Origin of the sequence: Geobacillus sp. 46C-IIa (genome assembly GCF_014679505.1) — a bacterium.
Lineage (GTDB): Bacteria > Bacillota > Bacilli > Bacillales > Anoxybacillaceae > Geobacillus.
Genome location: NZ_CP061474.1, coordinates 1,685,065 through 1,704,806 on the forward strand (window position 1 = coordinate 1,685,065; position 19,742 = coordinate 1,704,806).

The window sequence follows — 19,742 nt, forward strand, 5'->3', positions numbered from 1 at the left end:
TTGCGAGGAAAATCAACAACGTATCACCCAACGACGCCGTCAGCACCGCCGGCAAGGCATGCCGCCAACGCCGCTGAACCGCTCCTTAGGTCAAAATGAACACGTTTTGCATCCCCAGCGGCAAAATGAGTCCAAACGCAAGGATAAGCCCGTGAAGAAAGGCTTTCATCATGCTTGGTTCCTTCCGTCCCCTTGCAGCCAGCGATAGATTAAAGCCGCATTCTCTTCATCCACATCGACGACGCAGACGCGGGTGCCAAGCGGCATAACGGCGGCGGAAATGGTGGCTAATCGTTTTCGCTGTTGCCACCATGTCGCCGACACCTCAACCGCTTGCAGGCGGCGTTTCACCATGTATGTGGTCGTTCGGCGGAACCAGCCGCTGCGGAGTGTTAACTGCCCTGAAGAAAGCGACCAGCCGGCCGCCTGATAGCGCCGCGCCCCGATCCACAGAGCGAGCGGCAGCGCAAACAAAAGCCCCGCTCCCCATGGGCGCTCGATGTAGGCGGCCAATGCCAGGGGAGCCGCCAGCCAATAGAGCGGCCGAAGCATATAGCGGAGTTGGGCTCGCTTCGGCAACGGGCGGAGCGCGACACCGAGATCGTACTCCGGCAGGCACGCGTGAACGATCGAGGAGACGCGCTCTTTTTTTACAAGCGGGCAAAGAACCACATCCCCTAGTGGACCGCCATCAAGCGCCCCGCCGGCATGAATGAGCGATACGGTCGCATACCCGAACAAACGGCGCAGCCAGCTCTCATGGATCATCACCCCTTGAACGCGGCCAATAGGGACTGAGACCGTTTGGCGTTCGAGCCAACCGCGCGTGATGACAATCGTATCTTCTTGCCTGCGCACCGCAAACGAAGCGAAGCGGATCATATTTTGCCCGATCGCCACCCCATACGCAGCCAACAGCGCCACCAAACCAGCCGCCCCAATGTACCACCGCCCATGTCCGTTCCATGTCGCCTGTACATTGCGAAAGAGCGCTTCATACGGGATTAAGTCGCCAAGCTGGGACAGGAAGGCCCAAACGGCCGCCACTACGCCAAACGCTCCCCCGCTTGTCACAGCGGCAAGCCATACTTCCTTTACCGAAAGTGTAAATAAAGGAGGAGGCAGCGGCTGATTCTCGCGCTCATTTTGGAGATGAGACGCCTCTGCCTGCTCTTTTGCCCGCTCGATCTCGCGCTGCAAGCGGCGCACTTCTTCCCTCGACACGGCGGCGAGCACCACTTCTGCTTCCCCAGGCCCACTCCCGGCGGTTTCAATTTGAACTTTTACGACTCCAGCCAGCCGCTGCCATATTCCTTCCGCTGTGGAAATGCCTTGAATGCGCTCAAACGGGATCGTCCGTTTTTTGCGGACAAACAACCCTTCTTCCACTTCCAGCGTTTGTCCGTCCCAGCCGTATTTGAAACGAACCCAGGAAAGGACGCCGGCAACGATCGTGTAAGCGAACACAAGAAGCGGCATGACGAGATCCCGCCAAGAAAAATCGCCGCGGCTGCCAGCGACAACGACCACCAAAAGCGGGAGCAGCGCGTGTTTCAGCTCCCTCCCCACTCCGGTTGCCATCGCGATCGGATGAAGACGCCGCTTAGTCATCATCCTGATCCGCCGCCTTCGCCCGCTCGGCGATCAGCCGGCAGAGCCGTTCCGCCTCCGATTCAGACAGAGCGGGGATTTCATGGACGGTAGCGGCCGTGAAAATCACGACCGAAGCCAACCCGTACCGTTTGAGCAAAGGGCCTTGGCGCACATCGACATGTTGGACGCGATTCATCGGAACTAACGTCCATGTCGTTGACCAAACGCCGTGCTGAATTTCTATTTCTTCGTCGCGAATATCATAACGCCATCGTTTCTGGCGCAAGGGAGGAAGCCATCCGACCCACAAGATCGCTCCCACTCCCCAGATGCCCGCCAACGGCGCTAACCACCACTCAGGAACATGGAAACGCCACAACACCCAAGCGATCCCACCGATGATGACACCGCCAGCCAATGCCCCCAACGCCCCGGTCAAGCGCCACACGGTGATGGCTTTTTCCGAAATCGGTTTACCGCTGTTGCGAAGCATCCTACCAATCTCCTTTTGGCAAGTTCAAAACCTGTTTCCAGTATAACAAAACATTTCCACATTGACGACGTGCTTTTTTCGCAAAACATTGACAGAAAAACAAAACTATTATATTCTAAAACTATCTTTTTCGCTTAACTGCATAAAAGCGTAAAAGCAAGAAAGCAAATCATGGAATGAACGTCGTGCGAGAAAGGTTGTTGCTGTATGGAACATTCCCGCTCCTCATTGCAAAAAGGGCTGCTGCCCCGCCATGTGCAGTTGATGGCGCTAGGCGGCATGATCGGCACCGGCATTTTCAAAGGGAGCTCTGATACGATTCACATGGCCGGACCGAGCGTTATTCTTACGTATCTCCTCGGCGGCGCGCTGTTGTTTCTCATTATGGCCGCCTTAGCGGAGATGGCCATCGCCTATCCGGGCGAAAACGTTCAGCATTTGATCCGCCGGGCGTTTGGCTTTCGCTGGTCGTTTCTTGTCGGGTGGCTGTATTGGGCGAACTGGACGTTGGTCACCGTCGTCGAGCTGCTGGCGGCAGGCAGTTTTTTGCGCTATTGGATGCCGTCGGTGCCGCTTTGGCTGCTCGCTCTGAGTTGCGCACTGTTTATCATCGGGCTGAACTTGTTTCCGGTTCGCTACTATGGAGAAACAGAATTTTGGCTCGCCGGGTTGAAAATAGCGGCGTTGGCGCTATTCATCTTGCTTGGAGCCGGCATGTGGTTGGGAGTGATCGAAGGAGCGGACGGAAGCCCATGGAGCCGTTATGCGACGTACGACGCCTGGTTTCCGCATGGGGTCGGCGGCATGATCAGCGCCTTGCTTGTCGTCATGTTTTCATACGGCGGTGCGGAGCTGATCGGTGTAGCGGTGACAGAGATGAAAGACGCTGACCGGGTGCTGCCGCGGGTGATCAAAACGACGATATGGCGGGTCATCGGCTTTTACGTGCTGCCGATCGCCATCATTTGCGGCATCATGTCATGGAACGCCGTATCGGCGGAAAACAGCCCGTTCGTCCAAGTGCTCGAGGCCACCGGCATTCCGGGCGCCGCCCATGTGATGAACGCTGTTTTGCTTGTTGCCGTCTTATCGGCGGCGAACACGGGGGTGTATGCCACGTCCCGCTTGCTCTTTTCGATGGCCGAACAAGGAGAAGCGAGCCGCCGCTTGTTGCGGACGACGCGACATGGGGTTCCGATCTACGGGATGGGAATGGTCGCTCTCTGCATCGCTTTAGGGGTCGTTGGCGCGTACTTGGCACCGGGGCGGATCATCGGCGAGCTGATGACAATCCCTGGGTTTACGGTGCTGATCGTCTGGATGATGATCGGCGCGGCCCAACTGAAACTGCGGCCGCATTACGATACCAATCCATTCTTCCGCGTCAAAGCATTTCCGTACACGACGCTCATCGCCGTCGTGTCGCTCGGCGCGATTTGGGTGAGCTTTTTATTTCAGCGCGATCATCGAATCGGGTCGGTTCTTTGCCTGGTGATCCTGGCGGTTCTGGCGATGTATGGGGCGGTCAAAGAAAAACAGCGCCGGCGGCCGGAACCAAACGCCGACGAACAATCCGCCTGAATAAGAGTTCAGAAAAACAGGCGCTCGTGCCGTTATGGCCGGCGCCTGTTCTCTTGTCGTCCCCAACTGTTTCCGCGCCTTCATCCCATGCCCGCCAGCTCATAACCGCCATGCCGAGCGGCAAAATCAGCGCTTGCCCGTCCACACGTTGCTCGGCCCATAAACGATGCAAACTGACCGCGGCCCCGTATACGAACCAACCGAGGCAAAACAACAATGCTCCCAGCCAAAACCATTTCATCGTGTTCCCTTCCGCCGAAAGAGGCGGATTTCCTCGCTCACACCTTCTGTCATCCAGCAGACTCTTGATTTCATTCTACCTTGATGTCCATAAAAAACAACCGGACTGACCGAAAAGGTGGGCCTCCTTCAAGACTGGCACAACATATAGCGCGAAAAAAGAAGACGGATGCGCAGATGGGAAGAGGGTGTCCCGATCCTTCTTTTAGGACACCCTCGTCGTGCCATGGACAATATTGTGCACGGAATGATGGAAAAGGGGCGTCTCGCCGCTTCGGAGCCCCTCGCTGCGCGTATGGTTGATTCCTTATTTCACCGGCGACAGTTCATCTTCGGTCACCCATTTATGGTTGGTCACTTGTTCGCCAGTTTCTGTATCGATGTAATCAACCATATACACCGTCGTCGGTTGAGCGGAGTCGATGACGGCTTTCGCGCCTTTCATCCCTTTCATATGGTCAGCGTTCAAAACGACTTCGTCACCTGGCTGAAACGGCTCATCCCCGGCGTTTTCGATTTCTTCGTGGATCACCCATTTATGGTTTTTGACCGGAGGACCGCCCGTTGTCGGCGTGTACGTCACCGTATAGACAGTCGTGTCAAACGCCCCGGAAACGGTCGCTTCCGCCCCGTTCATCCCCGGCATATGGTCGGCGTGAATGATGACTTTGCTTCCGACCGGGTAGGATGGCTGTTTCGCTTCTTCCAATCCAGCCGGGATGTCGCCTGAACCAGAGTGATTCATTTCCCCGTGGCCGGCATTATGGGTGTTTTCTTCTCGGGTGGCGTTGTTTTCTTTTGGCGCCGCTTCGTCATTTCCAGCGCCGGCACAGGCGGACAGCAACAAAGCCGCTGCCAAAGAAGCAACTCCCCATACGATTCTCCCGTTTTTCACGTTTTTCACCCTCCTTGCCTTCTTATCATATCCCACATTTGTGCAGATTTTATGGAGATGCGGTGAAAAGACAGCCGATTCTCGCCATGTTCAATGGGAGAAACCGCATAAAATCGGCTCTCTTTCCTGACACAACGCGCCGATGTCTGCCCAGCTTGATCATCCTAAACCGAGAACCCCTACCTCTAAGCGCTTCCGCAGGTGGTGGGAGTATGTCACTTCTCAAGAAAAAATGCCGGCTCCTTTACCTCGGACGGCAAAGGGGAAAACCGGCGTTGGGTGCGCCTCACGATGCTTAACGGCACAGCGCTTCACCCCCGCTTGCCGCTGCCTTCGCTCATGTAATGATCTCGGTCTTTGAACGCCCTAGTCGCGATCAACCCGCTGCAGAACGAAAACGGCATCCCCCCGTTCTCCCGAGGGAATGCCGCATCGTTAGACGACATCATATCCTTGATCTTCAATCGCGGTTTTCAACTGATCAACAGTCACTGTCGCCTCATCGTACTCGACGTCGACCGTCCCTTGTTCCAAATGGACGTCGACCCGGCGGACGCCCTCGAGCTGTTGTAAGGCATTGGTGACCGCTGCTTTGCAATGGCCGCATGTCATTCCTTGCACGTGTAACGTAATCGTCATCGTTTGTTCCTCCCGTTATGGTGATAGTTTCACCTGTTTCAGACGAAGCGCGTTCAGAACGACCGACACGGAGCTAAACGCCATCGCCGCACCGGCGATCCATGGCTCCAATAAGCCGGCGGCAGCGACCGGAATGCCGATCGTATTGTACACTAACGCCCAAAACAAGTTTTGGCGGATGTTTCTCATCGTTTTTCGGCTCAACTCGATCGCCTGCGGGATATGGATCAAATCGCCGCCGACAAGCGTCACGTCGGCCGTTTCAATCGCCACATCGGTGCCGGTGCCAATCGCCATGCCGATATCGGCTTTCGCCAAGGCCGGGGCGTCGTTGATGCCGTCGCCGACCATCGCCACCCGCTTTCCTTGCTGCTGCAGCTTGGCGACGATGTCCGCCTTCTCTTCCGGCAGCACTTCCGCATACACATGACGAATGCCGACTTGGTCGGCGATCGCTTCCGCAGTGCGGCGGTTGTCGCCGGTCACCATGTACACGTCAATGCCCATTTGCGTTATCGTCTGGATGGCCCGTTTCGAGCTTTCTTTCACCGTATCGGCGACGGCGATCAAACCGGCCAACTCTCCATTGATGGCCACCAGCATCGCTGTTTTTCCTTGCGCTTCCAGCGCCGCCATTTGTTCCTCTGCGCTCGCTGCGTCAATCGAACGATCGGTCATGAGCTTGCGTGTGCCGACCAGTACAGATTGGCCATCCACCACCGCTTCAATGCCATGCCCAGCGATGGCCGAGAAACGGTCGAGCGGTTTTCGGGCGATTCCTTTTTCGTTCCCATACGCGACGATCGCTTGGGCGAGCGGATGTTCTGATGCGCTCTCCGCCGAAACGGCATACACCAGCATGTCCTCCCGGAGCGTGATGACATCGGTCACTTCCGGTTTGCCTTTCGTCACCGTTCCCGTCTTATCGAGCAACACGGCTTGGATTTGCTGCGTTCTCTCTAGGTACTCACCTCCTTTAAAGAGAATGCCGTATTCCGCCCCCTTGCCGGTCCCGACCATAATCGATGTCGGCGTCGCCAAGCCGAGCGCGCACGGACAGGCGATGACGAGCACGGCGATGGCCGCTTCTAAGGCGGCGGTGACGTCGCCCGGCGCCACGAAAAAGTACCAAACGAGAAACGAAACGGCCGCGATGGCGACGACAATCGGGACAAAAATGCCGGAGATGACATCGGCCATCCGCTGAATCGGCGCCTTGGACCCTTGCGCTTCCTCGACGATGCGGACAATGTGGGCAAGCGCCGTATCTTTCCCGACTTTTTCCGCCCGGATGGTCAAAACGCCGTTTTGGTTGATCGTGGCGCCAATGACGGAGTCGCCTTCTTTTTTATCGACCGGAATCGATTCGCCCGTGATCATCGATTCGTCGACCGATGAGGCCCCAGCGATGACCGTTCCGTCCACCGGAATTTTTTCACCGGGCCGCACGATAATCGTATCGCCGACAACGACTTGTTCAAGCGGTACGTTTTGTTCGGCGCCGTTGCGGAGGACGGTCGCCTCTTTCGCCTGCAGGCTCAGCAGCTTCGAAATCGCTTCTGTCGTCCGCCCTTTAGCGAGCGCCTCGACATATTTGCCAACTAAAACGAGTGTAATCAATACCGCGCTTGTCTCAAAATACAATCTTGGCGCATAGCCTGGATCAGCCAACGTTTTGAGCGCCTCATACAAGCTGTAAACATAGGCCGCCGACGTGCCGAGAGCGACAAGAACGTCCATGTTCGCGCTCTTGTTGCGCAACGCTCGGTACGCACCGAGATAAAATGGGCCGCCAATGTAAAACTGCACTGGAGTGGCCAAGAGAAGCTGCACCCACGGATTCATCAACCCATGCGGCATCGGCAGACCGAGATCGAGCGGCAAATGGGCGATCATCGTATACAACAGCGGCAGCGAGAGCACCGTTGACAACATGAGCCGGCGCCGCTTTTGTTTCCATTCGTCTTCATGGCGGACATCCGTTTGCTCCTCGCGGAGGCGTCCTTTGTAGCCAAGATGCTCGATTTTCCTGAGGATCTCCTCGATGGACAGCACGCCTTCTTCGTATTCGACGACGGCGCTGTTCGTCGCTAAGTTGACCGTCGCCGCGGTGATGCCTTCCAACCGTTTTAACCCTTTTTCAATCCGAGTCGCGCACGCCGCGCACGTCATCCCGGCAATATCGAGCGTTACCTTTTCCTTTGCCACGCCATAGCCTAATTGTTCAATTTTCGTTTCAATATCCCGAAGGCGCTGTTTTTCGGAATCGTATTGAATCGTCGCCCGCTCCATCGCCAAGTTGACGTTCGCCTGGACTCCGTCTAGTTTGTTCAACACTTTTTCGATCCGGTTGGCGCAGGCGGCGCACGTCATGCCGGTGATGTGGAGCGTCACCGTTTTCGATTCTCCCATCGGTCATCCCCCCTTACTTCGAAACGTGTTTGATCACATCCATCAGCTCGCGAAGCGATTGTTCGCCGTTTCCTTCGCGGATCGCTTTCGCCACGCAATGGCTGGCATGACGTTCAAGCAGCTGCATTCCTACTTGGCGCAGCGCCGCTTGGATGGCGGAAATTTGCACTAAAATATCAATGCAATAGCGATTGTCTTCCACCATTTTTTGCACGCCGCGCACTTGCCCTTCGATGCGCTTCAACCGTTTCATGATGTTCTCCACTTCCTCTTTCGTGCGCGGAACCATCGTATGGTGAACCGCATGTTCTTCTTGCGGCGGGTGGGTCATCCTGTTCACCTCTTTTCTTGATCTATATACATTATACCCGAATGAGGTATATAGATGCAATTAATTTCCTTCTTTTTAGGACAAAAAAAGAAAAGCGGCTCGATCGGCGACGGATGATGGCGTCTGTTTATGCCTTCCTTCATGAACCCGCCACCTTGCGATGCAAGCCGCTTCTTTTGTTTCCTAAAACCGATTCATCATCGTTTGAGACGGCTGGCCCGTTTTTCCTCTGTTTCCCCCATGGCAGGCGTTATACAGATCTTGCAGCTGCTGCTCCGACAAGTTCGGATGCATGCTTTTCATATGAGGGGGCATTTGGTCAAACGTGAGCGGACCGTTCGTATTGGCCAAGACAACCGTTCCTGCCCCTAGCGCCAACGCAATCGCCAACAAGCCTCCTGCGGCTTTTTTCATGGGAATGCCCACCTCCCTTCTCTTTCGTCTTCATCATAAACGAAAATTATGGAGAACGTATCCAGAAGGAGTGACAACGTTTTGTCTTCTTTCCTCTGACTAAGATGCGGCCGCGATGGCCAAAATGGGGCGAAAGGAAGGGAGGATGGACGATGGAACTGCACGCGATGACGTTTAACATCCGCCACGGCAAAGGAACAGACGGAAAAGTGAACTTACCCCGAATCGCCGCCGTAATCGAACAAAGCGGCGCCGACGTTGTCGGGCTGAACGAGGTGGACCGTTATTTTTCGAGGCGGAGCGGGTATGAAGATCAAATCGGCTGGCTTGCCAAAGAGTTGCGTATGCATCATGCGTTCACCCCTTCCGTCTCATTAGGGGCAAACCAACTCGGAATCACCCGTCAATACGGAAACGGGCTGTTGTCGCGCCACCCGATCGCCACTCACCGGAGTCATTCGTTGAATATGGGGTTCAAGATGGCCGAAGGACGGTCGCTGCTTGAAGCCATCATTGACGTTCAGGGCCAACCGTTTGCGGTCTATGTCACTCACTTAAGCCTCAACCCGTTTTTGCATCGAAGACAGACCGATTTCATTATCGGCCAGCTAGACCGTCAACCGTTTCCGTCTCTCATCATGGGTGACTGGAACATGAGGCCTGGCTCAAAGCCTTGGAACAAAATGACCCGAAAAATGGATGATGTGTGGCAAAAAGCAGGAACGGGAAATGGCGATACGTACCCGTCTTTTCGTCCGCGGCGGAGGCTTGACTATATCTTTATCAGCCGTCAGCTTCACGTTGCAGATGCACAAGTGGTGGCCATCATGCCGACGGCGTCCGACCATTTGCCGCTAAGGGCGACGCTGCGCCTAGACTGACCGCCTTTTTGGCGAGTTCATGTCATTCGGCCTTTCGCCTGATCTTCCGCCAGACGAAAAGAAAGATCGCCGCGGATAAGGCGGCCAAAATGAGCTTTCCTTGCCATGTGGCGCGAAGAAGTTGATGGACAGCATACGCCTCCATCCATAAGGCCGGGAGCTTGCCGAGCGAACTGGCGGCCGCAAAGACGGGAAGAGACGTACGGCCGATCGCGGCGACAAACGTCACGACCCCTGATGGCATGAGCGGCAGCAACCGGAGCGAAAACACAAGCCAAAACGCCTCCTTGCCGCTCGCATGAAGCAGCGGCTTCACGTTTGGATGGGAAAGCCATGTCGTCTCACGCAGCCGGCGAAATCCTTTTCGGTACAAGACGAACGAGACGACCGCCCCGAGCGCCTCGCCGGCAAACGAAATCCAAAAACCGGGCCAAAACCCGAAAACGGCTAAATTGGCCGCGGTCAAAAACGCGCTCGGGACGACCCCGAGCACGCTGACGGCGAGGTTGGCGAGCAGGCTGAGGAGATACGCCGCCTCGCTATATGTGTGCAAAACATCGATCATTTTGTCTTTCACGCGATCGACCGCCTCTCTTTCTTGGAAACCGTGCGGGCTAGAGGCTAGACTACGGTTTCTGCCCTTTCCATTTGTAGCCGACGCCCCAGACCGTCTGCAAATGTTCATCCACCGGAAACCCGGCCCGGCGCAGTTTCTCGCGAATGTTTTTCATATGGGAGTCGATCGTTCGTTCCTCTGTCTCCGCAAGCGCCCCCCATAACGACGTAATAATTTGCCCGCGGCTGAACACTTGATTCGGGTGTGTTAACAACAGCCCTAAAATGGCGAACTCTTTCGGCGTCAGTGCAATCGGTGTTTCCCCGTAGCGGACCGTATGTTCCTGTTCATCCCAGACAAGCCCAGCTGCACGGATGACTGAACGGCTGCCGGCCGTGCGGCGCAGCACCGCTTCAATGCGCGCCAATAACTCCGCCTCATCAAACGGTTTGGTCACATAATCATCCGCTCCGATTTTCAATCCTTGGACGATATCGGCCGTCTCGTCACGGGCAGTGACCATCATGATCGGAACATCGGAAAATGAACGGATGCGGCGGCACGTCTCCCATCCGTTCATCTCGGGCATCATCACATCGAGCAGCACTAAATCGGCATGATGATGCCGCAAATAATCGACTGCTTCCGTTCCTGAACGCCGCTTCACGCAACGGTAGCCGTTAGGAACTAAATACAATTCCAACAAATCCAGCATGCGCTCTTCATCATCGACCAACAATAGCGTGTACATCACGATCCCTCCGGCAGCGTCATGATGATGGTCGTTCCTTTCCCTTGTTCGCTTCGAGCGGTGATCGTCCCCCCATGCGCCTCGACGATCTCTTTAGCAATGGAAAGCCCAAGCCCCGTCCCGCCGCTCATTCGCGATCGCGACTTATCGACGCGGTAAAACCGTTCGAAAATGCGGGGCACGTCTTCCGGCGGGATGCCGGCCCCTTGATCGGAAACGGCCACGACGACCTCGCGTTTTTGCGGATGGACGGCGATCTTCACTGTTGTGCCAGGAAACGCATATTTCCGCGCGTTGTCGAGTACGTTGATCATCACTTGCTCAAACCGCTCCTGGTCGATCGCCGCTGTGACCGAACCGGGGCACTGGCACACAAGCGACAGCGATTTCTCCTGAAACGCCGGGCGCAGCTTTTCACACAGTTTGGTGAAAAACGAACAAAGATCGGTCGGCTGCGTTTCGATCTGGAACGAGTGCCGCTCGAGTTTAGCTAGTTCAAACAAGTCTTTCACCATTTTTTCGATCTTTTCCGCCTCTTCATAAATGATCGCCGCGTATTTCATTCGTTCGTCCTCGGCAAGGTGCGGCCGTCTGGCGATGTCGGCGTACCCTTTCACATACGTTAGCGGCGTGCGCAATTCATGAGAGATGCTCGCTAAAAATTCGCTCCGCTCTTGTTTCAAATACGCCAAATCGTTCGCCAGCGTTTGAATGGCTTTGCCTAACTGCGCCAGCTCATCGTCTCCTTTCACTTCGACGCGCACGGAAAAATCGCCTTGGCTGAGCGCTTCGGTCGCCCGCTTCATGCGAAGAAGCGGCATGGTAATGGCGCGGGAGAAAAAGGCGATCGTCATCATCGTAATCGCCACGGACAGCACACCGACGACAACAAAATGATGTTTCAATTTATACACCATCGTCCGGATCGAACGGGTGTCTTGAAACATATACACATACCCGCTCGTTTCGCCCCCGATTTGGATCGGGCTGACGGTGGCGATGTGAGACGCCCGCTTCCAATCGGTTTGCACCATCATGCCTTCGCGGGGAATGGAGCGCCCGTGAGTCAACGGGATGAGCTGCCTAGCAAACGGGACAATGCCGCTAGAAGCCGATACAATCTGGCGCCTGGCATCGGTGATGACGACATCGGTTTCGGCTTCAGACTCCATCATCACGACATGCTCAACCGTTGTGCGATCGTGATTTTTTTCCAACACATTGCGGTGGCTGTTTCCCCGTGCCAGAAGCTGCGCAAATTCTTCCTCGATGCGCGCGTGAACAAGCGTCGCATAGAGAGAAACGAACAGCACCATTTCCACAGCCAGGACGAAGGCAAAAAACAGCATGCCGAGTTTCCAAGAAAGCTTTCGCACGTGTTTCTCTCCTTATCGATGAAGACCGTATGATGATTCCAATTTTATTATTTTATCCTGAAAATGTGCAGAAAGTATGGATATGACCGAAAAAGACGAAAAAAACCGTGATGCTAGAACGATGGCCGTTTGGTTGTGAATTGAAGCCAGGAGAAAAACAGCCTTCATCTCCATGCTCTCTTTCATGCATGCAACGAGCGATGCCGTGCGCCACCGCCCTTTCCAAGCGGGCCTTGCCGCCTCCGCCGTTCTGTTTCGTCAGGGGCCAAGCCTAGTGGATGCGTCTTTTTCTTTCTTCCATTATACTAGTAAACAGACCGCACTCAGTGGGAGACGACAGAAAGGAGTTTGTTTATGAAATCGCTCGTGTTAGCGGAAAAGCCGAGCGTCGCCCGCGACATTGCCCGCGTGCTCGGCTGCAAAGAAACGCATAAATCGTATATGGAAGGGCCGCGCTACATCGTCACGTGGGCGCTTGGGCATTTGGTCGAACTCAAAATGCCGGAAGACTATGACCGGAAATACGAAACGTGGCGGCTTGAGGACTTGCCGATCATTCCGAAACAAATGGGCTTGAAAGTGATCCGGCAAACGAGCCGCCAGTTTCGCGCCATTGAACATTTAGCCAAACGCCGCGATGTGAAAGATTGCATTATTGCGACCGACGCCGGCCGCGAAGGAGAGCTGGTCGCGCGTTGGATTTTGCGACAAATTGGCTGGACGAAACCGATTTGGCGTTTATGGATTTCGTCGCAAACCGATCAAGCCATCCGCGACGGGTTTCGCCAGTTAAAACCCGGGGCGCAGTTTGACCGGCTGTATGAATCAGCCGTCTGCCGCGCCGAAGCCGACTGGCTGATCGGGTTGAACGTGACGCGCGCCTTGACGACCAAATACAACGACCCGCTCTCGGCCGGGCGCGTGCAAACGCCGACGCTGGCGATGATCATCGAACGCGAGCGGGAGATTCAATCGTTCGTTCCCGTTCCGTATTGGACGATTCATGCCCGCATCGGTTTGGTCACGGCGGTATGGGAACGGCACGGTGGGAAGCGGCTGTTTGATCAAGACGAGGCCAACGGGCTGATGGCTCGTCTCAACGGCCAGCCGGCGCGCGTCACATCGGTCAAGCGGAAGCGGAAAAGCGAACCGGCCCCGCTGCCATATGACTTAACGGAGTTGCAGCGGGAGGCGAACAAGCGGTTTGGCTTTTCCGCGAAAAAAACGCTCTCGGTGCTGCAGCGGCTGTATGAACAGCACAAGCTCGTCACGTATCCGCGCACCGATTCGCGCTTTTTGCCAAGCGATATGAAGGCGACGATGGCCGGCCGGCTGTTGGCGATGAAGCCCGGCTATGAGGATGTGATCTCTCTTCTTTTCACCAATGGGAATCCGAAGGCGGCCAACCGGGTGTTTCAAGATGACAAAGTGACGGACCACCACGCCATCATTCCGACCGATGAACGGCTTGACCTCGGGAAGCTGTCAGCCGATGAGCGCAAGCTGTATGACATGATCGCCCGCCGCTTTTTGGCGCTCTTTTACCCGCCGCATGAATATGAAACGACAACCGTCACTTTCGAAATCGGCGGCGAGACGTTTGTCGCCCGGGAAACAGCGGTCGTGAACGCAGGATTTCAAGCCGTTCTTGGCAAAGAAGAAACAGAAGTGAAACCAACATGGTTACACCTATCGGAAGGCCAAACGCTCGCACCGGTGCAGCTTGAGATGGAACGATCGTTCACCGAACCGCCATCCCGTTACTCGGAGGCTGACTTGCTCGCGCAAATGGAGAAATATGGACTCGGCACGCCGGCGACAAGAGCGGACATCATCGAGCGGCTCGTCGAAACGGAAGTCGTCGAGCGGAAAGACGGGCGCTTTTATCCGACGAAAAAGGGAAAACAGCTGATCGAGCTCGTCAACGAGGAGCTGAAATCGCCGGAGTTGACCGCCCGTTGGGAGCGTGAGCTCGAGGCAATCGCCCGCGGAAAAGGGAATCCGAAACAATTTTTGGCCAACATCCGCCGGCAGACGGAGCAGCTTGTCGCCGAAATCAAGCAGAGCGAGCATGTATACAAAGCGCCGAACCTCACAAATCTCACCTGCCCGGAATGCGGCGCGCTCTTAAAAGAGCGGAAAACGAAAGACGGCCGGATGCTCGTCTGCTCGAACTTACCATGCCGCTACCGCCGGAGGCGCGACCCGAAGCTCTCGAACCGCCGCTGCCCCCAATGCCACCGGCGCATGGAAATGCACGAAGGGAAAGCCGGGCTCTATTTCCAATGCCGCCCGTGCAACATGGTGGAAAAAGCGGAAGAAACGAAACGCACCGCCGTGAAAGGAAAGGAGCGGGCGCTGCTGAAAAAATACAGCCCGTCCAATGAATCGTTTGGCACGAGTTTAGGAGAGCTGCTCAAACAGGCGCTCGAAAAAAAAGAGTAATCGCTGTCAACCGCCAGGAGCTGCAACGCTGGCGGTTGATTTATCTCTTTGAATCCGAAACTTTCTTTTCGCTATTCCGTATATATAAGTAAATCTACCGTAAAGGAGCGATCAAGATGTTAAAGAAGTTGTTAAAGGCGCTTTTGGGGCAACACCATCACCCATCGCACTATAAAAAGCAGTATAGCAGCAGCGATTACCATCATTACGGCCCGAAGTATCATTCGCACCAACACCCGTCCCAGTACGGCCATCACCATTACAAAAAGAAACATCATCGCGGCAGCTTTTTCTCGAGCTTTTTTGGCAGCTGATGAAGCGATTCATGGACCGCCATCCGCTTATCGCCCGCTGGATTGACCGCCCGCATCGGAGCGGGAAGGTGCTTTTTGGCCGCTACGAAATCATTGAAGAACTTGGGATGGGGAGCTACGGCATCGCCTATAAAGGACGCGATTGCGCCACCGGGCGCGTTGTTGTCATTAAACAGGCGCGGCGGACAAAAGGGGAAGACGGCCGTCGTCTGCTTCAGCGCGAGGCAGATGTGCTCGCACATTTGCGCCATCCGCAAATTCCGGCACGGTACGATACGTTTATCGAAGGCGGACAGCCGCATCTTGTCATGGACTATATCGACGGAGAAACAGTGGAAGATCGGATTTTTCACCTCGGAGTCATGTACACGGAACAGGCGGCGTTTCGATTGTTGCTCGATGTGCTTGACGTCGTGCGGGATATTCACGCTTTTGGCATCGTCCACCGCGATTTGCGCATCCCGAACATCGTCTGGCGCAATGGAACGGTATTTGTCATCGATTTCGGACTGGCGTGCCGCATCGGCGAACGAGTAGATTTCCGCGATGACGATCCGCTTGAAAAGCGGCTGCGGCGCGAACCGCACCCGCGAAGCGACTTTTATGCGCTCGGACATTTCGCGTTATTCCTCTTATATTCCGCTTACGAACCGATCAGTGAGGATGAAAAAAGTTGGGAAGAAGAGCTAAACTTGTCCCCAAAAGCCCAGACAATCTTGCGAAAAATGTTGCAGCTTGATCCACCGTACGACCATATTGACTCGTTGATCGCCGATGTCGAGCAGCTGCTCGCCAAAGACGGGCCGGCGCAAGCCGAAGCGCTATAAGCCGACAGGCCAAAGCCCCTCTCGCCTATAGAGGCGCGACAGAGGGGCTTATTTGATGTTCCGTTTCCCTTGCTGATTGATCCGGTTCCTGAGCGTTTCGCACCGCTGCCAATACAGTCTACTTCCCCTTAAACACCGGCTTTCGTTTCTCCTTAAACGCCGCCACCCCCTCGCGATGGTCGTCCGTTTCGACCATCAATCCTTGGATGAGCCGCTCTTCTTCGAGAATCTCTTCGAGCGTCGCGGTCAAGGCGTGCTCGATCAGCCGCTTTTGCTTGCCGATCGCTTTCGTCGGCCCGTCGGCCAGTTTGGCAGCGAGCGCTTCCGCTGCTTCGCGCAGCCCCTCGGCCGGAACAACCTCGCTTAAGACGCCAAGTTCATACAGACGGCGGGCCGAAATCGGCTCGGCAGTGAAGAAAAATTGCTTGGCTAAATGCGGGCCGACAAGCCGCGGCAGCCAATAGGAGCCGCCGCCGTCGGAGACAAGGCCAACGTTCGCAAAGCTCAAAATGAACTGGCTGTCTTCTGCAGCCAAGATGAGATCGCAAGCGAGCGCCAAATTGAATCCCGCCCCTGCAGCAACCCCGTGCACGACGGCGATGATCGGCTTTTCACACGCTTTTATCGTCACAATCAACCGGTTGAGCCGGCCGATATGCTCGTACGCCTTTGGGGCATTCGATTGCCCCATCGTTTTGACGTCGCCGCCGGCGCTGAATGCCCGGCCGGCGCCGGATAGAACGATCGCCCGAACGGCATCGTCCGCGGCGGCGCGTTCGATTTCACGAGTCAACCCGGCGATCATCTCCGGGCTGAAGGCATTGAGCCGCTCCGGACGGTTTAAGGTCAACCATAGGATCGATCCCGATTGTTCCACAAGCAAATGCGCGGTTTCCATCTTCCTCTTCCTTTCCTTTTTTTATCCTTGTCGCCCTTGATCAGTTTGGTTAAAAGCGAATGCGGCTCTCGGCCGCCCCCTCCGTGTTCAACCGAACCAGCTGCATGGAGCTTTCATCCAATTTTTGACGCCGTCCTTCCTTTCTCAAACTTAAATAAGTGTGACCGCTACTTAATGAGCCAACCGCCATCGACCAACACATCAGAGCCCGTCATATACGACGCTTCCGAAGAAGCAAGAAACGCAATGACGCTTGCGATCTCTTCCGGAACCCCCACCCGGCCTAAGGCGGTGTTGCGCTCAATGGCTTTGACAAACCGCTCATTTTGCAGGCCGCGCTCGGTGAGCGGCGTCTCGACAAAGCCAGGCGAGACGGAGTTGACGCGAATGCCGTATGGGGCCAGCTCCAAGGCGAGCGATCTCGTCAAGTTGATCACACCGGCTTTGGCAGCGCTGTAGTGCGGAATGTGCGCTCCTGCCTGATGTCCAGACAGCGACGCGACATTGACGATCGCCCGGTTGGCGCGTTCCCGCTTCGCCCCTTCGATCATCAGCGGAGCGAGCGTTTGCGAGACGAGAAAGACGCTTTTGATATTGACCCGCTGCACATCATCCCACTCTTGTTCCGTGAGCTCAAGCCATTTCGTATGGGTCGACATGCCGGCATTATTGACGAGCACGTGCAAGTCACCGTACTGGCTTTGGACATACGCCGCCAAGGCGGTCACTTGTTCACGGTCGGTGACATCAGCCGCAAACCGATCTACGGCTCCCGGCGCCCCAAGACGCGTGATGTCTTGCACGGTTTCTTCCAGTTTGGCAGCGGTGCGGCCGACAAGCACGACGGTCGCCCCTTCCTGAGCCAAACGGATGGCCGTCGCCCGGCCAATGCCGCTTCCCCCTCCGGTAACCACGGCTACGGTATTCGAAAAACGCATCGTTTTCCTCTCCCTTTCTCTTTTGTTTCTTCGATCATCCAAACTCTATTTCACTTCCATAATCCTTCCCACTTCTAAAACGTCAGCCCGCCGCCGTCGACCGACAACGTCGCCCCGGTAATAAAGGAAGCCTCATCGGACGCCAAAAACAATACCGCATTCGCCACTTCTTCCGGCGTTCCGATGCGCCCGAGGGCGTTCGCTTTCGAGATGATCGGCCATTTGCGCGCATCTTGTTTCCAAGGTGTGATGATCTTCGTGTCAATGACACCTGGGGCGACGGCGTTGACGCGAATATTGAATTTGCCGTATTCGAGCGCCGCATTTTTCGTTAACAAAATGACTCCAGCTTTTGAGGCGTTGTAGGCCGACTCGTATTTTTTTCCTTTCATTCCAAGCAAGCTCGATGTATTGACGATGGCTCCGCCGCCCGATGCTTTCATCGCCGGCACGGCGTATTTGATGCCGAGAAACACCCCTTTCAAGTTGACATCGATGACCCGATCCCACTCTTCTTCGGATAAATCGGTGCTCCGCACTTCCGAATGGCCAATGCCGGCGTTGTTAAAAAGAATATGTAGGCCCCCGAACGCATCGATGGTAGTTTGAACAAGATCGTTCACTTCCTTCGAACGGGACACATCGGTCTTGACAAAAATCGCTTCGCCCCCGCGTTCCCGAATGAGCCGAACCGTCTCCTCCCCGCCTGCTTCATCAATGTCGCTCACGGCGACTTTCGCCCCCTCATCCGCAAACCGAATCGCCGTCGCTCGTCCAATACCGCTGGCGCCACCGGTGACAATCGCGGCCTTGCCGTTCAGTCTCACGATCCTCCCGCCTTTCCCCTCTTTTTTGAATCCGCTTCCAAAAAACAATGTATACTAACCGGTTGGTATGTTGTTTCTTTTATTATACACTGTATTTCGAATATTTCCAATGTTTTTATCTATCCATCGAGAAGTCTCTGCTTTCGGGCGAGGCAAAACGGAGGCGTTATTCCGCTCGCTTCGCGGAAGGGACGCTTGAATCGTAAACAGGGAAGGCAGTGAGAACCATCAGAAAGAAGAGAAGCCCGCAGTGTTGGCTTCCCGCTCATTGGTCCATAAGATTAGCAGCACCGCCATCGCCGCGTCCTTCGTCTTCTCCCCCGCCCTCTTGAGACTCGAAAAACGATCGACAAACCGCATCGAGCGATTGCAGCCGCTCAATCAACCCTTGCAAATCGCACGTATGGAACGTGTCGCTCAGTTCTCGTCCCTCTTCCGTCACCGAGTATAAATGAATTTCCATGCATCCGTCCCAGCGGACGTTGGCGTCAAGCCAGCCATCTTCGCTTTCTAGTTCGAGCGCAGCCGTCTCCCCGTCTCCGTTCTCATGCTTCGCCTTGATGACCCATACCATTCCTACCCCGCCTTTCTTCCCCCTGCCTTGATGATCATTGACGCTTACCCTTGTTCCTGTTCCGCTCCTATTCCTAAAATCGGGGAGCCGGTTGACGTATGTTCGTTCACCCAGCGGAGCGCCGCATCCGCTACAGCTTCAGCGTTAGGAAGCGCAACGCGGTGCTCAATAACCCAGTTGAGTCCATCTTGCGGATCCAGGTTGCGCGCTACACATTCCGCTAAAAACGCTTGAACACAAGCCGCGTCGCTACGCTCCCACGTTCCGCATTGGCGGCGCCAAATCGCCTCCACCATCGCGCGGTTGCCCCCTAAATCGGCCATCACGTTGCCTCCTTTCCATTACAATAAATAGACGTGAAAGCCCACTTCTTTAAGAGGTGGGAGGAAACAAGCCTCATCGTTTATAGTATGCCTCAAGCGACTGTTGCCGCTCTAAAAAGAACTGGATGGAAAGGATAACATTGTCATTCGTATCCCGTCGGGAAACAGCGATACTAAAAATGGAGGTGCATTGGCATGATGGACCGCTGGGATGAATCAGGCGCTGTGTTTGGCGTTCCGCGCTATACTCCGGGAGCCGGCCTTCCTGATGAAATGAGTCCGATTCGCGATATCGCCCGCGGCTTTGAAAACGGCCGGCCGCCGGTCATTGAAATCACGCCCGCTGACGGCCGCCAACAGGCGGACGATATCGATTTTCCGCCCGTTGACCGGGCGTTTTGAAGCGTTAGGCAACAAAAGAGGATGTCACGCTG

The 19,742-nt window shown here is 55.4% G+C and carries 22 protein-coding genes and 1 pseudogene; 6 read left to right on the forward strand and 17 right to left on the reverse strand.

Annotated elements, in window-relative coordinates:
• Window position 1 precedes the first annotated feature (1 nt).
• The 3 genes and pseudogenes from IC803_RS18160 to IC803_RS08385 all read right to left on the reverse strand — a co-directional run.
• Window positions 2-172 (reverse strand): annotated as a pseudogene (locus IC803_RS18160) (lysine transporter); the annotation flags it as partial.
• Window positions 169-1,614, reverse strand: coding sequence for a PH domain-containing protein (locus IC803_RS08380; protein WP_081207408.1), 1,446 nt, complete (start codon window positions 1,612-1,614; stop codon window positions 169-171). The pseudogene IC803_RS18160 and the gene IC803_RS08380, both read right to left, overlap by 4 nt.
• Complete coding sequence (locus tag IC803_RS08385) at window positions 1,604-2,086, reverse strand: PH domain-containing protein (protein WP_081207409.1); 483 nt, start codon at window positions 2,084-2,086, stop codon at window positions 1,604-1,606. The genes IC803_RS08380 and IC803_RS08385 overlap by 11 nt, the downstream gene beginning before the upstream one ends.
• A gap of 207 nt (window positions 2,087-2,293) precedes the next feature.
• Between IC803_RS08385 and IC803_RS08390 the strand changes: the two genes are divergently transcribed.
• Complete coding sequence (locus IC803_RS08390) at window positions 2,294-3,667, forward strand: amino acid permease (RefSeq protein ID WP_081207410.1); 1,374 nt, start codon at window positions 2,294-2,296, stop codon at window positions 3,665-3,667.
• Here IC803_RS08390 and IC803_RS08395 read toward each other — a convergent pair.
• From IC803_RS08395 to IC803_RS08420, 6 genes are all read right to left on the reverse strand, one after another.
• Window positions 3,612-3,908: a hypothetical protein gene (locus IC803_RS08395; protein ID WP_223812051.1), complete on the reverse strand. Its 297-nt coding sequence runs from the start codon at window positions 3,906-3,908 to the stop codon at window positions 3,612-3,614. The genes IC803_RS08390 and IC803_RS08395 overlap by 56 nt on opposite strands.
• Before the next feature lie 306 nt (window positions 3,909-4,214).
• Window positions 4,215-4,802 carry a YdhK family protein gene (locus IC803_RS08400; protein ID WP_081207588.1) on the reverse strand — a complete coding sequence of 196 codons (588 nt, stop codon included), beginning with the start codon at window positions 4,800-4,802 and terminating at the stop codon, window positions 4,215-4,217.
• Between the two features lie 435 nt (window positions 4,803-5,237).
• A complete protein-coding gene (gene copZ, locus IC803_RS08405) occupies window positions 5,238-5,441 on the reverse strand; it encodes a copper chaperone CopZ (protein WP_081207411.1) in 204 nt (67 codons plus the stop codon).
• A gap of 15 nt (window positions 5,442-5,456) precedes the next feature.
• On the reverse strand, window positions 5,457-7,853 hold the full coding sequence (locus IC803_RS08410; protein WP_081207412.1) for a heavy metal translocating P-type ATPase: 2,397 nt from the start codon (window positions 7,851-7,853) through the stop codon (window positions 5,457-5,459).
• A gap of 13 nt (window positions 7,854-7,866) precedes the next feature.
• Entirely contained in the window at window positions 7,867-8,184 is a 318-nt protein-coding gene (locus IC803_RS08415; protein WP_081207413.1) for a metal-sensing transcriptional repressor, read from the reverse strand.
• 183 nt (window positions 8,185-8,367) lie between these two features.
• Window positions 8,368-8,598, reverse strand: a complete 231-nt coding sequence (locus IC803_RS08420) for a hypothetical protein (protein ID WP_081207414.1) — start codon at window positions 8,596-8,598, stop codon at window positions 8,368-8,370.
• A gap of 152 nt (window positions 8,599-8,750) precedes the next feature.
• Here IC803_RS08420 and IC803_RS08425 point away from each other — a divergent pair, with 152 nt between their 5' ends.
• Window positions 8,751-9,479 (forward strand): endonuclease/exonuclease/phosphatase family protein, encoded by a 729-nt coding sequence (locus IC803_RS08425; protein WP_081207415.1) that lies wholly within the window; start codon window positions 8,751-8,753, stop codon window positions 9,477-9,479.
• Between the two features lie 22 nt (window positions 9,480-9,501).
• Here the strand turns inward: IC803_RS08425 and IC803_RS08430 are convergent, their stop codons facing one another.
• The 3 genes from IC803_RS08430 to IC803_RS08440 form a co-directional block, all read right to left on the reverse strand.
• Window positions 9,502-10,044 (reverse strand): TVP38/TMEM64 family protein, encoded by a 543-nt coding sequence (locus IC803_RS08430; RefSeq protein ID WP_369826927.1) that lies wholly within the window; start codon window positions 10,042-10,044, stop codon window positions 9,502-9,504.
• Window positions 10,045-10,105: 61 nt separating this feature from the next.
• Window positions 10,106-10,786, reverse strand: a complete 681-nt coding sequence (locus tag IC803_RS08435) for a response regulator transcription factor (protein WP_081207417.1) — start codon at window positions 10,784-10,786, stop codon at window positions 10,106-10,108.
• Window positions 10,786-12,162: a sensor histidine kinase gene (locus tag IC803_RS08440; protein ID WP_081207418.1), complete on the reverse strand. Its 1,377-nt coding sequence runs from the start codon at window positions 12,160-12,162 to the stop codon at window positions 10,786-10,788. The genes IC803_RS08435 and IC803_RS08440 overlap by 1 nt, the downstream gene beginning before the upstream one ends.
• Before the next feature lie 354 nt (window positions 12,163-12,516).
• Between IC803_RS08440 and IC803_RS08445 the strand changes: the two genes are divergently transcribed.
• From IC803_RS08445 to IC803_RS08455, 3 genes are all read left to right on the forward strand, one after another.
• Window positions 12,517-14,607 carry a DNA topoisomerase III gene (locus IC803_RS08445; RefSeq protein WP_081207419.1) on the forward strand — a complete coding sequence of 697 codons (2,091 nt, stop codon included), beginning with the start codon at window positions 12,517-12,519 and terminating at the stop codon, window positions 14,605-14,607.
• Between the two features lie 116 nt (window positions 14,608-14,723).
• Window positions 14,724-14,921 (forward strand): hypothetical protein, encoded by a 198-nt coding sequence (locus IC803_RS08450; protein ID WP_081207420.1) that lies wholly within the window; start codon window positions 14,724-14,726, stop codon window positions 14,919-14,921.
• The gene (locus IC803_RS08455; RefSeq protein WP_081207421.1) at window positions 14,921-15,748 is read left to right on the forward strand and encodes a serine/threonine protein kinase; all 828 of its coding nucleotides are present in this window, start codon (window positions 14,921-14,923) and stop codon (window positions 15,746-15,748) included. Before IC803_RS08450 ends, IC803_RS08455 begins: the two co-directional genes overlap by 1 nt.
• Window positions 15,749-15,866: 118 nt before the next feature.
• Here the strand turns inward: IC803_RS08455 and IC803_RS08460 are convergent, their stop codons facing one another.
• The 5 genes from IC803_RS08460 to IC803_RS08480 all read right to left on the reverse strand — a co-directional run bounded on the left by IC803_RS08460 (window position 15,867) and on the right by IC803_RS08480 (window position 19,308).
• Window positions 15,867-16,646, reverse strand: a complete 780-nt coding sequence (locus IC803_RS08460) for an enoyl-CoA hydratase/isomerase family protein (protein ID WP_081207422.1) — start codon at window positions 16,644-16,646, stop codon at window positions 15,867-15,869.
• A gap of 167 nt (window positions 16,647-16,813) precedes the next feature.
• Window positions 16,814-17,584 carry an SDR family NAD(P)-dependent oxidoreductase gene (locus tag IC803_RS08465; protein ID WP_081207423.1) on the reverse strand — a complete coding sequence of 257 codons (771 nt, stop codon included), beginning with the start codon at window positions 17,582-17,584 and terminating at the stop codon, window positions 16,814-16,816.
• Between the two features lie 74 nt (window positions 17,585-17,658).
• Window positions 17,659-18,411 (reverse strand): SDR family NAD(P)-dependent oxidoreductase, encoded by a 753-nt coding sequence (locus tag IC803_RS08470; protein WP_081207424.1) that lies wholly within the window; start codon window positions 18,409-18,411, stop codon window positions 17,659-17,661.
• A 265-nt stretch (window positions 18,412-18,676) separates the two neighbouring features.
• Entirely contained in the window at window positions 18,677-18,985 is a 309-nt protein-coding gene (locus IC803_RS08475; RefSeq protein WP_081207425.1) for a hypothetical protein, read from the reverse strand.
• A gap of 44 nt (window positions 18,986-19,029) precedes the next feature.
• Window positions 19,030-19,308, reverse strand: a complete 279-nt coding sequence (locus IC803_RS08480) for a hypothetical protein (RefSeq protein WP_223812052.1) — start codon at window positions 19,306-19,308, stop codon at window positions 19,030-19,032.
• Window positions 19,309-19,503: 195 nt separating this feature from the next.
• On the opposite strand from IC803_RS08480, the gene IC803_RS08485 reads away from it, so the two are divergent.
• Window positions 19,504-19,710, forward strand: coding sequence for a hypothetical protein (locus tag IC803_RS08485; protein ID WP_081207426.1), 207 nt, complete (start codon window positions 19,504-19,506; stop codon window positions 19,708-19,710).
• The last annotated feature ends 32 nt before the right edge of the window (window positions 19,711-19,742 follow it).

What these genes read in the sequence shown, in the direction of transcription:
- IC803_RS08380 (WP_081207408.1), bottom strand. Translation starts at nt 1,614, where the DNA reads ATGATGACTAAGCGGCGTCTTCATCCGATCGCGATGGCAACCGGAGTG.
- IC803_RS08385 (WP_081207409.1), bottom strand. Translation starts at nt 2,086, where the DNA reads ATGCTTCGCAACAGCGGTAAACCGATTTCGGAAAAAGCCATCACCGTG.
- IC803_RS08390 (WP_081207410.1), top strand. Translation starts at nt 2,294, where the DNA reads ATGGAACATTCCCGCTCCTCATTGCAAAAAGGGCTGCTGCCCCGCCAT.
- IC803_RS08395 (WP_223812051.1), bottom strand. Translation starts at nt 3,908, where the DNA reads ATGAAATGGTTTTGGCTGGGAGCATTGTTGTTTTGCCTCGGTTGGTTC.
- copZ (WP_081207411.1), bottom strand. Translation starts at nt 5,441, where the DNA reads ATGACGATTACGTTACACGTGCAAGGAATGACATGCGGCCATTGCAAA.
- IC803_RS08410 (WP_081207412.1), bottom strand. Translation starts at nt 7,853, where the DNA reads ATGGGAGAATCGAAAACGGTGACGCTCCACATCACCGGCATGACGTGC.
- IC803_RS08415 (WP_081207413.1), bottom strand. Translation starts at nt 8,184, where the DNA reads ATGACCCACCCGCCGCAAGAAGAACATGCGGTTCACCATACGATGGTT.
- IC803_RS08420 (WP_081207414.1), bottom strand. Translation starts at nt 8,598, where the DNA reads ATGAAAAAAGCCGCAGGAGGCTTGTTGGCGATTGCGTTGGCGCTAGGG.
- IC803_RS08425 (WP_081207415.1), top strand. Translation starts at nt 8,751, where the DNA reads ATGGAACTGCACGCGATGACGTTTAACATCCGCCACGGCAAAGGAACA.
- IC803_RS08430 (WP_369826927.1), bottom strand. Translation starts at nt 10,044, where the DNA reads ATGATCGATGTTTTGCACACATATAGCGAGGCGGCGTATCTCCTCAGC.
- IC803_RS08435 (WP_081207417.1), bottom strand. Translation starts at nt 10,786, where the DNA reads ATGTACACGCTATTGTTGGTCGATGATGAAGAGCGCATGCTGGATTTG.
- IC803_RS08445 (WP_081207419.1), top strand. Translation starts at nt 12,517, where the DNA reads ATGAAATCGCTCGTGTTAGCGGAAAAGCCGAGCGTCGCCCGCGACATT.
- IC803_RS08450 (WP_081207420.1), top strand. Translation starts at nt 14,724, where the DNA reads ATGTTAAAGAAGTTGTTAAAGGCGCTTTTGGGGCAACACCATCACCCA.
- IC803_RS08455 (WP_081207421.1), top strand. Translation starts at nt 14,921, where the DNA reads ATGAAGCGATTCATGGACCGCCATCCGCTTATCGCCCGCTGGATTGAC.
- IC803_RS08460 (WP_081207422.1), bottom strand. Translation starts at nt 16,646, where the DNA reads ATGGAAACCGCGCATTTGCTTGTGGAACAATCGGGATCGATCCTATGG.
- IC803_RS08465 (WP_081207423.1), bottom strand. Translation starts at nt 17,584, where the DNA reads ATGCGTTTTTCGAATACCGTAGCCGTGGTTACCGGAGGGGGAAGCGGC.
- IC803_RS08475 (WP_081207425.1), bottom strand. Translation starts at nt 18,985, where the DNA reads ATGGTATGGGTCATCAAGGCGAAGCATGAGAACGGAGACGGGGAGACG.
- IC803_RS08480 (WP_223812052.1), bottom strand. Translation starts at nt 19,308, where the DNA reads ATGGCCGATTTAGGGGGCAACCGCGCGATGGTGGAGGCGATTTGGCGC.
- IC803_RS08485 (WP_081207426.1), top strand. Translation starts at nt 19,504, where the DNA reads ATGATGGACCGCTGGGATGAATCAGGCGCTGTGTTTGGCGTTCCGCGC.